Here is a 15,245-nt window from a genome sequence, read left to right on the forward strand (position 1 = left end):
GGGGGAGAACCGATGAAACTGGCGAGAACAAGAGCGGATCTCCTGTTTGATATCTGCAACTATACGCTCATCTCTATTCTGGTGTTGTTAGTTTTGTATCCGCTTTATTTTGTGTTGACCGCGTCTGTTACGGATCCTGATCTGGTATATTCCGGGAAGCTGCTATTCTTTCCTGAACATATAACCTGGGACGGTTACAAACGGTTGCTTGCCGAGTCCTCCATCTGGATGGGCTTCAGTAATTCGCTCTGGTATACACTCACGGGAACGGCGATTAACGTCGTGCTCACGATCACGGCAGGGTACGTGCTGTCCCGCTCGGATCTAATTGGTAGAAATGTGTTTATGTTCTTGCTTGTATTTACGATGTTCTTTGGCGGCGGACTTATTCCMAGTTATTTGCTTGTCAAAGAGCTGCACATGCTGGATACGACTTGGGCGATGATCATTCCGAATGCGGTTTCGGTCTTTAATGTGATTATTGTAAGGACATTTTTTCAAACCAACATACCGGGGGAATTGCTCGAGTCAGCTCAGATGGACGGGTGTTCTAATCTCAAATTTTTCTGGAAAATTGCTATTCCACTTGCACTGCCGATCGTAGCGGTGATCGTTCTCTTCTACGCCGTAGGACATTGGAATTCGTACTTCCAAGCACTCATTTATTTGAAAAGCAACGCCAAGCAGCCGCTGCAAATCATACTACGTAATATCTTGATTATGAATGAGGGCTCCGATATGCAGGGTATGCTCGATGGTTCGCAGGAGCAGCAGAAACGGATGGAGTTGATGAAATACGGTATTATTATCATATCCAGCTTGCCCGTTATGATTTTGTACCCGTTCCTGCAGCGGTATTTCGTCAAAGGCACATTGGTCGGTTCCGTCAAAGGGTAATCGCGTTTTCTTCGCTTACTATAGGCAGGTTCATTTCTTAATCAGAAAGGGGAAAAAAAGATGAAAAACAAATGGTCAAAAGCTTCACTAGGATTAGTGTTAGGCATGTCAGTTGCACTTGTAGGCTGCAGTTCAGACAAAGGCACACCAGAGGTGAGCGGCAAGTCGGAAGGAACTGTACCGTCCAATATGAACGTGAGCGGCTTCCCGATCGCCAAAGAGAAGCTGACGCTCAATATTGCGGGGTTTAAACCGCCTTCAGGCAAGGATTTGAACGACTATAAGCTATTCCAGGATATAGAGGCTACGACAAACCTTCATATCAATTGGAATTTGACCCCGGGCAGCAGTTGGACAGAGAAGAAGAACCTCTTGTTCGCCGGCGGCGAGCTGCCTGACGCTTTCTATGCGCACGGTATTCTCAGCGAAGACACGGATATTGTGAAGTACGGTTCTCAGGGTATTCTCATTCCGCTTGAGGATTTGATCGAGAAATATGCTCCTAATATGAAGAAACTACTGCAAGATAATCCGACCTATAAAAAGCAATTAACCGCGCCGGATGGGCACATCTATTCGTTGCCTACGATCGACGAAAGCTATTCGCGGACGAAATCGACGATGTTTATCAATAAAAAGTGGCTTGACCAGTTAAAGCTGCCAATGCCGACAACGACCGACGAGCTTTATAAAACGCTAAAAGCTTTTAAAGTGAACGATTTAGGCGGTAACAGCAAGAAGGATCAAATCCCGCTATCGTTCCTACAAAACTGGAACAGTGATGTAAATTCCTTCTTCGGCGCCTTCGGACGAATTGATCGCGATGTACATAAAGCGGGCAATAATCACCTAGCTGTTGAAAATAATAAAGTTATTTACACAGCGGTACAGCCGGAGTACAGGGCGGCCATTGAATATTTCAACAAGCTTTTCGCCGAAGGCTTGGCAGATCCAGAAAGCTTTACACAGGATGGCAAGGTGCTCACGGCCAAAGAAAGCAAAGGGCTTGTAGGCGTCGTGTTCGATTGGAATCCAGCCAACCAGGACTACGTATCGCTGCCGCCGCTGAAAGGGCCCAACGGTAAGGATCCGGTATGGGCGGAATATGCAAACGGTATTTTGCTGCGAGGATCATTCGCCATTACGAACAAGAATCAACATCCGGAAGCGACGATTCGCTGGATTGACTACACCTATGATCCGAAAATTTCGATGCAAATGAGCAGAGGGGTTATCGGAGGCGACAGCTTAAAAGAGCGCTCGGATGGTAAATACGATGCGATTGCCCTTCCGCAAGGAGCTAACTCGGAAGACTTCATGAAGGTGCCGCCAACCGCTTATTCTGTCTGGGCACTCACTAAATCTGTCACCGATAAGATTGTGCCGCCTCCACAGACATCAATTCGCTCGAAGGTCGACATCGACAATCTATACGGCAAATACCTGGTTGACAATGCGTTCCCAAAAACCTACTTTACGGCGGAAGAAAGCGATCAGATTTCCCGCTACTTGACGGATATTGATGCCTATGTAAGTAAAATGTACGCGAAATGGATGCTTTCCGGTGGTATCGACAAAGAGTGGGACGATTATGTGAAAAAGCTGAACGACATGGGTATGGATAAAATGGTGAAAATTTACCAACAAGTTTACGATCGGTATAAATCAACGAAATGAGTGGGAAACCGAACATCATTGTGATACTGGCTGATGACATGGGGAGTTGGGCTCTAGGCTGCGCGGGCAACGACGAAATCCACACTCCGAATCTCGATCGGCTTGCAGCCGAAGGGATGCGATTCGATCATTTTTTCTGCACGTCGCCGGTATGTTCGCCGGCGCGTGCTTCTATATTGACTGGCCGTATGCCTTCGCAGCACGGCGTTCATGACTGGATTTGCTCCGGCAATGTGAATCGGAGTGAATTGCGGGAAGAGGTGCAAAGTCAGCCGATTTTTGCTGACGAGCGTACAGCTATTGAATATTTGGCTGGTCAGCTGACCTATTCGGAGCTGTTAGCCGAAGCTGGTTATGCTTGTGCTTTGAGCGGGAAATGGCATCTGGGCGCAAGCGCGGTCCCGCAGAAAGGCTTCGAACGCTGGTTTTCCATCGCCAGAGGCGGATGCTCGTATATGAAGCCTGATATGGTGGAAAATGGCGAGGTTACACTAATGGATGGCTATGTGACAGATTTGATTACGGATCGGGCACTGGACTTTCTGAATGAAATTTCCCAGCAAGACAATCCTTTTTATTTGAGCGTTCACTATACAGCCCCGCATTCTCCTTGGGATCGCTCTGAGCACCCAGAGTCCTATGTGTCCATGTATGAGGACTGCCCGTTCGACTCTGTTCCTGAGCTGCCGCTGCACGTGAATCAAATCACTTCTGCACCGCATGGCGAAGGTGAACGACGTAAGGAGTTGCTTCGCGGCTATTATGCATCTGTTACGGCTATGGATGATGGCATCGGCAGAATCATCGCATGGCTGGAGGAACAGGGATTAAGGGAGCAGACACTCATCATCTTTACGGGCGATAACGGTATGAATATGGGGCATCACGGCATTTGGGGCAAAGGCAATGGAACGTTCCCACTCAATATGTTCGATACGTCCGTTAAGGTTCCCGCCATCTTCAGTCACCCAGGCGTAATCCCTGCCGGACTTGTTCGTAGTGAACTGGTTAGCCAATATGATATGTTTCCAACGCTGCTGGCCTATGCGGGATTGTCCAATCCCGATCCGTACCCGCTGCCGGGTCGCAGTTTTCTCTCGCTATTGCGGGGAGAAGAGGACGACGGTCATGAGGATATTGTCATCTATGACGAATACGGACCGGTTCGTATGATCCGCACCCAAGCTTGGAAATATGTGCATCGTTATCCTTACGGTCCGCACGAGTTATATGATTTGCAAAATGATCCGAATGAGGATGTGAACCGGATTGATGATGCCGCATGCGAGTTGGTGTTGAAAGATTTGCGGCGAAGACTCGGGGAATGGTTCGGGAAATACACAGATCCAAGTAAGGATGGCCGGATTGCACCCGTGACAGGAAACGGCCAATTAGCACCGCTTGGGGTGGGGATTACCGAAGGCAGCGCCTTTAAGTAACACAAGTGGGAGAGATGCAGAAATGAAAAGACCTAACTTGGTCTATGTGTTCCCAGATCAATTGAGGCAGCAATCACTAGGCTTCATGCATGCGGACCCGGTCATCACGCCGAATCTGGACGCTTTTAGCCAAGAAAGCTTGGTGCTCGACAATGCGCTAAGCAACTTTCCAATTTGCAGCCCTTACAGAGGCATGCTATTTACGGGGAAATATCCGTATTCAACTGGGGTTATTGCAAACTGCAATAGCAACCGAAATGTCTACGGCGTATATCTGAAAAAATCCGAGCGTTGCTTTTCCGATGTGTTGAGTGAGCAAGGATTTGAGACGGGCTACATTGGGAAATGGCATCTAGATCCTGTAGAGCCATCCCAAGCGTCTCTGACAGAAGGATTCAGAGAAGATGGCGTACTGTGGGACTCATATACGCTGCCAGAGCGGAGGCACAATTTTCGCTTTTGGCATGCTTACGGTGCTAGTGACAATCATCTGGACCCGCACTACTGGGAGAATAATGCAGGTATTGAGGACAAACAGAAGCCAGGCGAATGGTCCGTCAAGCATGAAACGGATGTAGCCGTTCAATATATTAGGAATGCAGATGGCAAGTATCGGGATGACGATAAGCCCTTTGCTTTATTTGTCGCTTATAATCCCCCGCATCCGCCCTTCGATCAGGTGCCTGACAACTATGTGGCGATGTATGAAGGAAAAAGCGCGGAGGATTTATTGGTTAGACCGAATGTGACCGATCAAACGCCGGAGGCGTTGTCACGTATCGGATCCCATCCCCACGATGGCTTGAAGTATGGCAAGGAACATGTGAAAAATTATTTTGCGGCCATTACAGGGGTTGACGATCAGTTCCGAAGAATCTTGGAAGCCATCGAACAAAAGGGGATAAAGGACGAGACGATTGTTGTCTTTACGTCAGACCATGGCGATATGATGGGGAGTCATAACTTAGCTGGGAAACCGCATTGGTATGCGGAGTGCTTTAAAGTTCCCTTCGTGATCAGGTATCCGGGGAAAATCAAACCTAGCCGAGCTGATTTTATTTTCAATGTTCCCGATATTATGCCAACTTTGCTAGGCATGATGGGGCTTGCCGATCACATCCCTAATGATTGTGAGGGAGATAACAAAACGGGCTATTTCTATGGGGTCGAGTATGGGGAGACAATAGGCTTATTCATTAATCCGTTTACGAATATGCGGGGTTTGAAGACCCGGCAATACACGTTTCTAGTTAGCAAAAACTATGCAGAGCAAGAATCGTATCTGTTATACGATGATCTGAGCGATGAGTATCAGTTGAACAATATCGCAAATGAACAGGAAAACATGCATATTGTACAGGCGTTAAGGGATCAACTGGATGTTGCTTTGGCAGCGACTCGGGATATATGGAATGATTAGTCCATCTAGGCACGCTGCTGATCCAATTCGTTACCCAAGGAGGAAAGATGTATGTTAGCTAACCAAATGCTGCCCTCACCACGATCTGGTGGATTCCGAATGGATGACTATTGGGTATGGTGCGGTTCTGTTGTGAAGGGCGAGGATGACCGGTATCATATGTTTGCTTCCAGATGGCCTAAATACCTGCCGATGCATCCGGGCTGGCTAGTCGCGTCAGAGGTGGTGCGAGCCGTTTCGGACACGCCTGAAGGACCTTATCAATTTGAAGAAGTGGTTCTTCCTTTCAGAGGAGCGGAATACTGGGACGGCAGAAGTACGCATAACCCGCATATCGTGAAGCATCAGGATACGTATATTTTGTACTATATGGGGTCCACGCACCCATTTATGGATGTATCGCCTGAAGAGGCAGAGACCTATGATCTTCATGATCCAAGATGTATCGTAGCGCGAGCCAATAAGCGGATTGGCATTGCTGTTTCCAAGAGCGTATACGGGCCGTGGGAACGAATGGATTCTCCCATCTTACAGCCAAGACCGGATAAGTTCGATAATTTCTTCACCTCTAATCCTGCGCCGTGCATTCATGAAGATGGATCCGTACTTCTGGTGTATAAGACTAGAACCTACAAATCCAGGCCGTATTCTACCTTTTTACACAGTCAAACCATGTCGTTTGGGGTTGCGAAGGCCGATCATTACAGGGGACCGTACACGGCTTTAGCAGATGAGACTGTGTTTCCAACAGATAAATTCTGCTTGGAGGATCCTTTTATTTATCAGGTGCCGGGCGGCTATGAAATGATCGCGAAGGATATGATTGGCAACATTTGCGGTGAATATCATGGCGGAATTCTGGCAAGTTCACAGGATGGAATACACTGGGAAGCTCTTGAGGGAGAAAAGTCATACTCTCGGAGTATCAAGTGGGATGATGGCACGGAGCAGGTCATGGGGAGCCTGGAGCGGCCGTTTATTTTATTTGAAAATAACGAACCCACCCATATGTTTTTTGCGACAGCTGACGGCCCTGGTGAATTTACAAGTGCTGCGAATACATGGAATATGGTCATTCCTTTGAAATAGGATGAATAAGGTTAGGGCACCAAATCATACATACAAACCACATAAGAGTGTTGAAACGGCAGCCAGCATTGGCTGCCGTTTTCCATGGGAAGCTGATTTGGTTAGGATAGTGTCATCATATACCCACGAGATGTCGTCATAAACCTATAACATTGCTCACACCATTTTTTATAATTAGAGGAGAATGAAGCAATCAGGAATGCTAGGAGGTCTACTTGGATGATGTTGACGAATTGGCAGGCAAAGTGGATATGGGGCGAAGGGGAAGAGAGCCCGAGGAATGAATGGAGATGCTTTCGCAAATCGTTCATGGTTCCAGCTGGTGAAGGTGGAAGTGACGGCTTTTCACTCMGAATTACGGCGGATTCGAGATACGTTCTTTATGTGAATGGCACGCAAGTCGGGCGGGGTCCGGTTCGTTCTTGGCCTTTTGAACAGTCTTATGATACGTATGAAATTGGACATTTGCTACAACCAGGCGAAAGCAATACGGTAGCCGTTTTCGTGAACCATTTCGGCGTTGCAACCTTTTACTATGTGCGAGGGCGCGGTGGATTGTTGGCGGAATTGAACGATTCCGAGGGAAATGTGCTCGCGGCGACGGATGCTACGTGGATCACTTCTTTACATCAGGGGCATCATACCCGCTCATCGCGAGCATCCTGTCAGCACGCCTTTGCGGAATATGTGGATGCATCCTTATGGGATTCGGCATGGACAGGGCAGGTGTATGACACGGCAGACTGGACGAGTTCCGTTGTGCTCGGCCCTGTCGGCATGGAGCCATGGATCGCTTTAAAGCCGCGTGACATACCACTGCTGACAGAGGAAATCATTGCACCCGTTCGGGTTGAATCACTTGCGAAGGTAAAGTCATTTCAAGTCACTGCGACCCTTGATGTCCGTAACGCTTGGATAGACGGTAGTGAGGATCATGCGAATCGCATTCAATTTCTAGGCTACGCAGCAACCTTGATTCGTTCCACCCAAGCGGGTCAGGCAACTATAGGGTTCTTGCAAGGTAGGGAGTGTTTAAAGGCACTGTCTCTGAATGGCGAGTGGATCGATAGTGATCAGATGTACGGCTCTGCTCCAGAACGCTATGTCGATATCGACCTGCAAGCAGGAGACAATCTGTTGTTCATCGACGTGTCGAGTGATATTCACACGGGTAAGCTCCAAATCGGCTTATATGCGGAAGAAGACCATGTGGTGTCGTTTCAAGCACCAGTTGCATACAGTGACGAGCTGACTTCGGATTGGCTGCGAATAGGACCATTTGATGCCGTCGAGCTGCTTGATCATCAACATACACGTGAACTGAATCGGGAGCATCGCACCTATCTGGAGTTCCGCGACAAGGTGAGAAGTGTAGAAGATTTGCGCGCATACCAAGAGTGGATCAAGCCGATAGATTCTAAATATGTGTCTGAGGTTGATGTGTTCGCTCTGAGTGTTTGGAGAAAAGAAAACATTCGGTACGCTGTTCCTGCCCAATTGCAGAATGCGGTCATTCCGCACGCTGAAGCAGCGATTGTACCTGTATTTGAAGGATATGATACCGAGGTACTCTTCGATTTAGGGAAGGAATACTCCGGTTACTTAGGCTTTGAAGTAGAAGCCGAGGAGGGCGTTGTACTGGATTGGTATGGCTTCGAATATATGTCTGGTGCGTACAGGCAGGATATGTTCGGGCTTGACCATACGCTCAGATATGTATGTAAGGCTGGCCGTCAGCGTTATGAAACACCGATTCGCCGAGGTTTCCGCTATGTTTCCCTAACTGTACGGGGTGCACAGAAACCGATCAAGCTCTACGGCGTCAACATGATACAGAGTAATTACCCTGTAGCGGAAGTAGGACAGTTTACTTGCTCCGATGAACTCCTGAATGATATCTGGGAAATCTCCCGGCACACGACGAAGCTATGTATGGAAGATACATTCGTAGACTGTCCGGCATATGAGCAGGTATTCTGGGTGGGGGACAGCCGGAATGAGGCGCTTGTCAGCAACTATCTATATGGGGTACAGGATATTCTCAAGCGCTGTTTGAAGCTTGTGCCAGGTTCCAGTCACCAAACCCCGTTATTCGCGGACCAAGTACCGAGCGGATGGAGCAGTGTGATCCCGAACTGGACGTTCTTCTGGGCGATTGCCTGTGCGGAATACTATGAACAAACTGCGGATGAAGCATTTGCTGCAGAGATGTACGGGCATATCCAATTCACCTTGCAACATTATCTAGCGAAGATCGATGATCGGGGTCTCTTTGCTGTCAAAGGCTGGAATCTGCTCGACTGGTCGCCGATCGATCAACCAAATGACGGCGTTGTGTCTCATCAGAATATGTTTCTCGCGCATACCCTTAGAGTTGGAGCTCGTATGGCTCGCATATCGGGGGATCAAGCGGGAGCAGCTTCGTTCGATGAAGCGGCACTAAATCTGGAGACAGCGATCAATGAACATCTCTGGGACGCTGACAAATTGGCGTACATCGATTGCATCCACGCCAATGGAAGGCGCTCCGCTGTGCTGAGTATGCAAACACATGTTGTAGCTTCCCTAACGGGTGTAGCACAAGGGAACAGGAAAGCGATTATTGACAGCTACCTTGTGTCCCCGCCGGACAAATTTGTCCAAATTGGCAGCCCGTTTATGTCGTTCTTCTATTATGAAGCACTAGCTAAATTAGGAGAAGTCGAACGTGTGCTTGGGGATATTCGTCATAATTACGGTATGATGATTCGCAATGGGGCAACAACTTGTTGGGAACAGTATCCTAATTTTCTTGAAAATCGTGCGAATCCCGACATGCTTACGCGCAGCCATTGTCATGCTTGGTCTTCCGCTCCGGCGTACTTCTTGGGAAGGGAAGTGCTTGGCGTACGAAGTCTCGCACCAGGTTGGACAGAGGTAGAAATTGCGCCTGTACCAAGCGGTTTGACGTGGGCGAAGGGCAGTGTTCCGCATCCTGCTGGGGGAAGAATCGACGTGGCTTGGACGGTGGACGAATCCACCAAAACGATAGTACTTCACATCAGTTATCCAGAGAGCATAGCTGTTCGTGCTTCCGTGCCTGAAGGCTACACAGGCATCATACATGAAACAAAGCTAGCGCTTCTATAGCAGGCAAGGGGTTGTCTCCTATGTATATTACATAGGGACAGCTCTTTTTTTGACTAAACTTTAATGCTTCGCAAATGTTAAGAAAATAAGAGCGTTGTGGCGGGAGGGCTTCTGGTGTATCAGCACTTGTCATGAAAACACTAGAATTGGTAGAATTAAATATAGAATAATTTCCCTATAAAAGATTTAAAGGAGCCAGAATGAAATCTCCGATTTATCGAAATAACGAAGCACAGATTAATTCGGCCAACCAAGAAAACATTGTGCGGAGAAACATGACATCAAGAGGACCTGCCTCCCACATCCATCACCTGCAGAGAACGATTGGGAACAGGGCAGTTACTCAAATGATGAGATCAGATGTGATACAACGTCAACCATCAGAGACATTACTGCCCAGCGATGTTGGGCAGTGGTATGTCGTGACACTGCCATTTGGCAACCCGAATACAATGATTGGTACGTATTTGGGGACAGATGCTCGCGGGCATTGGTTCCGAGGACATAATAAAAATAATCGAGAGTACCATTTCTGTATTATTAGGGGTAATGTGGAACGGACGATGAATCCGGGCTGGGGTGGATCAGCGGGATATGGCGAAGAAGAAATGGATCTAGAAGATGAGATAGACAAGCGTCCATCTAGACCCAATTTGCATACAGAGGATGCAATGAAAAGTTATGCAGGTCATGTCAAAGGCGTTCAAAGTGATTGGAGAGCGATGAATGCCCAAACAAGGGCTGCAAAATTAGTAGAGGGTATAGAGCCGATGTTTGCGAGCAGCGGAGTTCCAGTGCCGACATTACGTGTAATTCCGAAAGGAACTGCCCAGAATGGCAACTTCGATTCGACAACATGGTCGGCTGGCATTTCTGAGGAAACATTAGAGAAGGAGCCTGAAAAGGCGGCTTCTACGCTATACCATGAAGCGAGGCATGGTGAGCAATATTTCCTTATTGCTCGATATATACACGCGCAAAAATTACCGGATCCGCCATATAAACAAATTCCTGATCATGTTATGATCGCGGCGGCTGATGCCAATGCTAGATTGAAGCTGACTGAGGAAGAAAATGTGGCTGCACAACGCTATCATACGAGTATTTTCGGTAGTGGCGCGAAAGAAAGAAATAATATTCTGAAGCGTACACAGATTTATACACAACAGGCTTTTATCTTAGCAGCTCAAACATATTTTGATGCTAATAAGCAGGTAGAAACATTGCGAGAGGAATTTCGGAAACTAAAAGAGACATTCGATAAGAGCAAAAATGAGGAGGACAGGCAAATTGCTAAACTTAAACAAACGGAATTATTGAGTAAAAGATCAGAACTACCAGCACTCAAAGAAATTGCTGAAGAAAAAAAACAACAATTTGAACGTACACTGGCAGAGTATAAAAACCTACCCGAGGAAGCAGATGCTTTTGCCGTGCAAGCGCAAGTCGATCAATGGCTTAGCAAATGATTGATACAGAAAATAAATGTGGTTTACTTTTTTATCTCCGTCTCCGTTTTCTCAAAACCGATATAGTTGCCGTAAAGTTCTTCTAACGCAACACCCACATGTTTGTGAGACTTTTGACCTTTCAAATCTGATTTTGCACCGTCACGTAGAGATCTTGCTCTCATGGAAGAAGCGACAACTAGCGAATACTTGCTACCAATTTCAAGTAGTTTATCAATTGAAGGATATAACATTCAATTTACCTCATCCATTGTACGATTTTTTCGTTCCTTTAATCATTATGTCCTCTTTAATAGCTATTTAACTTCCTTTTTCAACTTCGAAGGGGTATTTTATTTTCAGAAAATTCAAAATTATCTGCTGTTATCACTTTAACATGACCTTTTTTTCTTGTCAATTTGTTGACTCTCCAATCCACACCCTGTATATTTATGGAGGAGGTGTATGTGTGTCAGTCATACGCAGTAAACTAAAAGAAGTCATGGAAAATCATGATCCTAAATTATCGATACGTAGGCTCGCAAAAGAGATTAACTACCACTTTGACTCCGTTCGTCGTATGTATAAGGATGAGATGGTACAGTATCCTAGGGAATTATTGCTAAAGCTTTGTCTGTATTTTAATGTCCAGCCTGGGCAGCTCATTGGCATCGAAATGGATGAGGAAAGTGATTGGACGATAGATGCATCAATGGATTATCAAGAGGACGTCAATGACAAGGAAATCGATTAAAACGGAGAGTTGCAAACAGCTTCTGGAAACGTTTTATGATAACCCTTCGCGATGTATACAATATAATGGCCCCGTTTCAGTACGACAGGGAGGAAGTCATATTAGGAAGAGTTGAGGAACGGGATAGTGAGTTCTCTCAAGTCTTCTTTTTTATATGCAAGTCATTGATTCAATAAAGTTTGACTAGATTTTATGGTCATGGTATAATCGTTTTGACAAGAATTTATGGTCAAAGAGAGCAGGAAACAAACAAATGAGTAAATTTATTCAATTGAACAAGCGCACTGGTGAAACAAAGTCCCACATGAATCAAGCAAGAAAACAGGGGCGCATCCCGGCTGTGTTGTATGGGATTGGTAAAGATACTTTGTCTGTAGAAGTAAATGAAAAAGAAATGTTGGATATTTTGAAAAAACATCCACGAGCTATCCTACAAGGCAATACATCCGATGAGAAAGTAATTCCAGTTATTGTTCAGAGCGTCCAAAAGGATGCGATGTCAGGCAATCTGCTGCATATCGACTTTCATCATGTGAATATGACTGAAATTATGGATAGCAAAGTTACTATCCAGTTTTCTGGAGAGGCAATCGGGGTTAAATCCGGTGGGGTTCTGCAGATCGAAATCTATGAAGTAGAAGTGCGTTGTATGCCTGGTGATTTGCCGACTTCCATGGAAGTGGATATCAGTGGCCTTGATACTGGCGACAAGCTTCTCGTTTCCGACCTAATCTTCAAGGATGGCATTGAAGTGTTGACGGATGCGAATACGGTTATGATTCAAATCAAAACCGTGCATGAAGAAGTCGAAGCAACAGCCTAGAAATAAATCTTCCCCTTACGGCGGAGAGTATTTGAGCTCATGAGCTTAGATACTGCCTACTGTAAGGGTTTTTTTATCGTGAGTCAATTAAGGCTGAAGAACCAAGCAAGTCAACATAGGCATCCCTAAGCAATTGCCGCGTGCGGAGTTTGCGGGGATCTACTCGTAAAGAATACATTTATTCCAATATCTCTGGATGAGACCATTGAGTAGGAGTAAGCTTACCAGCGCTTGAGCCCGCATCGACTGTGATTGCTGAACCACTAATGTAACGTGCCAAATCTGAGGCTAAAAATAAGGCTAAATGTGCCACTTCTGTAGGATCTCCTAATCTTCCATTCGGGGATAATAACTTTGCATATTGTTGAATAACTTCTTCAGGTGCATCTCCCCAAATTGAAGTCTTGATTGTGCCGGGACAAATCGCATTGACTGTAATATTGTAAGGTGCATAATCGAGTGCTGCACTCTTGGTAAGACCTACAACACCATGCTTGGCCGAAGTATAAATAGCCATGGAACTATTACCTAACAAACCAGCTAAAGATGCAACATTGACTACGAATCCTGATGGTGATTTGGACTTGAGGATCGCCTCGATTCCAAACTTCATTCCCAGAAAGACACCCTTTAGGTCAATAGATGTTAACCTATCAAACTCAGATATTGAATATTCATGAGTCGGCCTACTCTCGGCGCTGATTCCGGCATTATTTACAATACCGTCTAGACGGCCATAGGTTTCAATAGCAAAGTCGATCATTGCTCTTACATCTTCCTCTTGACTGACATCCGTTTGAAAGAAAGAGGCCTCTCCACCTGTAGCTTTAATTTCTTCTACTACCTTAGAACCCTTTTCGGCATTAATATCCGATACAATGACCTTCATCCCATTTTCTGCATAGCACATAGCAATTGCCTTGCCAAGGCCATCTGAAGCGCCAGTAACAATGGCTACTTTGTTTTGTACACTAGTGAAGTCTGTCATGAATAAAATCCTCCTAAGATTCAAGTAGATTTAGTAATTCGGGTTTCTCAGTATAACTTTTCAGTTTAACTTTACGTTAATCGATGTTTCTTCACTAACGTTTTGACGACATCATAATGGTACTCAAACGACTATTCTAATAAATATTTTTCATTGTAGAGGCCTAGCGTTTAGGTCTCCTTTTTCGTTTTTAGAAAGTCGTCAAAACGTTAGTGAAGAGTCGTTGGATTGTTAGTTGCCGCTATAAGATCCTTATAAAATGAGATTGCAGCAATTAATCGAAATTGAGGAGGAGCAAACATGGCACGTTTTCCAGAAGGCTTTTTATGGGGGGCATCCACTGCAGCACATCAGGTGGAAGGCAATAATACGAATTCTGATTTTTGGCTGATGGAAAACTTGGAGGGCTCGGTGTTCAAGGAACCATCAGGCAGCGCAGTAGACCACTATAAGCGATTTAAAAGTGATATTGCTGAGATGGCTAGATTGGGATTGAATTCCTATAGATTCTCCATTGAATGGGCTCGAATTGAACCAGAAGAGGGACGATTTGAAGCGTCAGAGATCGAACATTATCGGGAAGTTCTACTCGCGTGTAAAGAAAATAACATAACTCCGATTGTGACTCTCCATCATTTCAGCTCACCACAATGGCTCATTAGTCTAGGGGGTTGGGAGTCGACGGATACGCCTGCCCGTTTTGCACGATATTGTACCCATGTCATGCGTGAATTAGGCGAGTTGATCCCCTATGTATGCACAATTAATGAGGCGAATATCTCCATTGGGATTAAGAAGATTATGAAGCGATACGCAATGAAGTCTGGTTCTCCTGGTGCACAAGTCGGCATGAATATGGAGAACATGGCAGAGAAAATGCAAAAATACTTTACGGGATTAAGTAAATCATTTGGAGTCCCTCCTACCGAAGTTCACTCGTTTTTAGCTCCACGTTCGGAGGAAGGCTTGGCAGTTATTTTTGGGGCGCATGTGGAAGCAAGAGCAGCTATTCGGCAGATTAGTCCGCAAACCAAAGTAGGAGTTACCTTGTCACTCTACGACATCCAAAGTGTTCCTGGCGGTGAAGAAAATGCGAGGGATGCATGGCAAGAGGAATTTGTTCAATTTGTTCCATACCTGAATGATGATGACTTTTTCGGGTTACAAAACTATACGCGTGCTGTATATGGACCGGATGGTCTTCTTCCCATACCTGAAGATGCAGAGACGACACAGATGGGGAACGAATTTTACCCGGAGGCACTTGGGGCAGTTGTTCGTTATGTAAGTAAGCATCTTAAAATGCCGATTATGATTACTGAAAATGGTATAGGAACGGATGATGATACGCGACGTGTTGCTTTCATTAATCAAGCTCTGAAAGGTGTCCAAGATTGTATTGCGGACGGATTCCAAGTTTTGGGCTATATGCATTGGTCCTTGATGGATAATTTTGAGTGGCAGCTTGGGTTCTCCAAGACTTTCGGATTAATTGAAGTGGACCGTAATACACAGGAGCGTACCACGAAGCCTAGTGGTATTCATCTTGGAAACATCGCTAAAGAAAACGCAATCTAAAAA

At 45.8% G+C, this 15,245-nt stretch carries 12 protein-coding genes and 1 pseudogene; 11 read left to right on the plus strand and 2 right to left on the minus strand.

Annotation, left to right across the window (positions count from 1 at the left end; translation table 11 throughout):
- Positions 1-12 precede the first annotated feature (12 nt).
- From AC1DLM_RS00790 to AC1DLM_RS00820, 7 genes are all read left to right on the plus strand, one after another.
- A complete protein-coding gene (locus AC1DLM_RS00790) occupies positions 13-897 on the plus strand; it encodes a carbohydrate ABC transporter permease (RefSeq protein ID WP_441987608.1) in 885 nt (294 codons plus the stop codon).
- A 60-nt stretch (positions 898-957) separates the two neighbouring features.
- On the plus strand, positions 958-2,574 hold the full coding sequence (locus AC1DLM_RS00795) for a type 2 periplasmic-binding domain-containing protein (RefSeq protein WP_477568768.1): 1,617 nt from the start codon (positions 958-960) through the stop codon (positions 2,572-2,574).
- Entirely contained in the window at positions 2,571-4,013 is a 1,443-nt protein-coding gene (locus tag AC1DLM_RS00800) for a sulfatase family protein (protein WP_477568769.1), read from the plus strand. Before AC1DLM_RS00795 ends, AC1DLM_RS00800 begins: the two co-directional genes overlap by 4 nt.
- Positions 4,014-4,035: 22 nt before the next feature.
- On the plus strand, positions 4,036-5,433 hold the full coding sequence (locus tag AC1DLM_RS00805; protein WP_441987611.1) for a sulfatase family protein: 1,398 nt from the start codon (positions 4,036-4,038) through the stop codon (positions 5,431-5,433).
- A 51-nt stretch (positions 5,434-5,484) separates the two neighbouring features.
- Complete coding sequence (locus tag AC1DLM_RS00810; protein WP_441987612.1) at positions 5,485-6,522, plus strand: glycoside hydrolase family protein; 1,038 nt, start codon at positions 5,485-5,487, stop codon at positions 6,520-6,522.
- Between the two features lie 219 nt (positions 6,523-6,741).
- Positions 6,742-9,651: a family 78 glycoside hydrolase catalytic domain gene (locus AC1DLM_RS00815; protein WP_477568770.1), complete on the plus strand. Its 2,910-nt coding sequence runs from the start codon at positions 6,742-6,744 to the stop codon at positions 9,649-9,651.
- 200 nt (positions 9,652-9,851) lie between these two features.
- Positions 9,852-11,120: a hypothetical protein gene (locus AC1DLM_RS00820; protein ID WP_477568771.1), complete on the plus strand. Its 1,269-nt coding sequence runs from the start codon at positions 9,852-9,854 to the stop codon at positions 11,118-11,120.
- A 23-nt stretch (positions 11,121-11,143) separates the two neighbouring features.
- Here the strand turns inward: AC1DLM_RS00820 and rpoZ are convergent, their stop codons facing one another.
- Positions 11,144-11,353, minus strand: coding sequence for a DNA-directed RNA polymerase subunit omega (rpoZ, locus tag AC1DLM_RS00825; RefSeq protein WP_477568772.1), 210 nt, complete (start codon positions 11,351-11,353; stop codon positions 11,144-11,146).
- Positions 11,354-11,568: 215 nt separating this feature from the next.
- Here rpoZ and AC1DLM_RS00830 point away from each other — a divergent pair, with 215 nt between their 5' ends.
- The 3 genes and pseudogenes from AC1DLM_RS00830 to AC1DLM_RS00840 all read left to right on the plus strand — a co-directional run bounded on the left by AC1DLM_RS00830 (position 11,569) and on the right by AC1DLM_RS00840 (position 12,676).
- Positions 11,569-11,853, plus strand: a complete 285-nt coding sequence (locus tag AC1DLM_RS00830; protein ID WP_477568773.1) for a helix-turn-helix domain-containing protein — start codon at positions 11,569-11,571, stop codon at positions 11,851-11,853.
- A gap of 47 nt (positions 11,854-11,900) precedes the next feature.
- Positions 11,901-12,008 (plus strand): annotated as a pseudogene (locus AC1DLM_RS00835) (DUF1861 family protein); the annotation flags it as partial.
- Between the two features lie 98 nt (positions 12,009-12,106).
- Positions 12,107-12,676 carry a 50S ribosomal protein L25 gene (locus AC1DLM_RS00840; RefSeq protein WP_171628596.1) on the plus strand — a complete coding sequence of 190 codons (570 nt, stop codon included), beginning with the start codon at positions 12,107-12,109 and terminating at the stop codon, positions 12,674-12,676.
- A gap of 178 nt (positions 12,677-12,854) precedes the next feature.
- Here AC1DLM_RS00840 and AC1DLM_RS00845 read toward each other — a convergent pair whose 3' ends face one another.
- The gene (locus tag AC1DLM_RS00845) at positions 12,855-13,664 is read right to left on the minus strand and encodes an SDR family NAD(P)-dependent oxidoreductase (RefSeq protein ID WP_441987617.1); all 810 of its coding nucleotides are present in this window, start codon (positions 13,662-13,664) and stop codon (positions 12,855-12,857) included.
- Between the two features lie 300 nt (positions 13,665-13,964).
- Here AC1DLM_RS00845 and AC1DLM_RS00850 point away from each other — a divergent pair, with 300 nt between their 5' ends.
- Positions 13,965-15,242 carry a glycoside hydrolase family 1 protein gene (locus AC1DLM_RS00850; RefSeq protein ID WP_441987618.1) on the plus strand — a complete coding sequence of 426 codons (1,278 nt, stop codon included), beginning with the start codon at positions 13,965-13,967 and terminating at the stop codon, positions 15,240-15,242.
- Positions 15,243-15,245: the final 3 nt, after the last annotated feature.

This window comes from Paenibacillus sp. 01T442, assembly GCF_056398345.1.

Coding starts and splice junctions, on each gene's coding strand:
- AC1DLM_RS00795 (WP_477568768.1), top strand. CDS start 958: ATGAAAAACAAATGGTCAAAAGCTTCACTAGGATTAGTGTTAGGCATG.
- AC1DLM_RS00800 (WP_477568769.1), top strand. CDS start 2,571: ATGAGTGGGAAACCGAACATCATTGTGATACTGGCTGATGACATGGGG.
- AC1DLM_RS00805 (WP_441987611.1), top strand. CDS start 4,036: ATGAAAAGACCTAACTTGGTCTATGTGTTCCCAGATCAATTGAGGCAG.
- AC1DLM_RS00810 (WP_441987612.1), top strand. CDS start 5,485: ATGTTAGCTAACCAAATGCTGCCCTCACCACGATCTGGTGGATTCCGA.
- AC1DLM_RS00820 (WP_477568771.1), top strand. CDS start 9,852: ATGAAATCTCCGATTTATCGAAATAACGAAGCACAGATTAATTCGGCC.
- rpoZ (WP_477568772.1), bottom strand. CDS start 11,353: ATGTTATATCCTTCAATTGATAAACTACTTGAAATTGGTAGCAAGTAT.
- AC1DLM_RS00840 (WP_171628596.1), top strand. CDS start 12,107: ATGAGTAAATTTATTCAATTGAACAAGCGCACTGGTGAAACAAAGTCC.
- AC1DLM_RS00845 (WP_441987617.1), bottom strand. CDS start 13,664: ATGACAGACTTCACTAGTGTACAAAACAAAGTAGCCATTGTTACTGGC.
- AC1DLM_RS00850 (WP_441987618.1), top strand. CDS start 13,965: ATGGCACGTTTTCCAGAAGGCTTTTTATGGGGGGCATCCACTGCAGCA.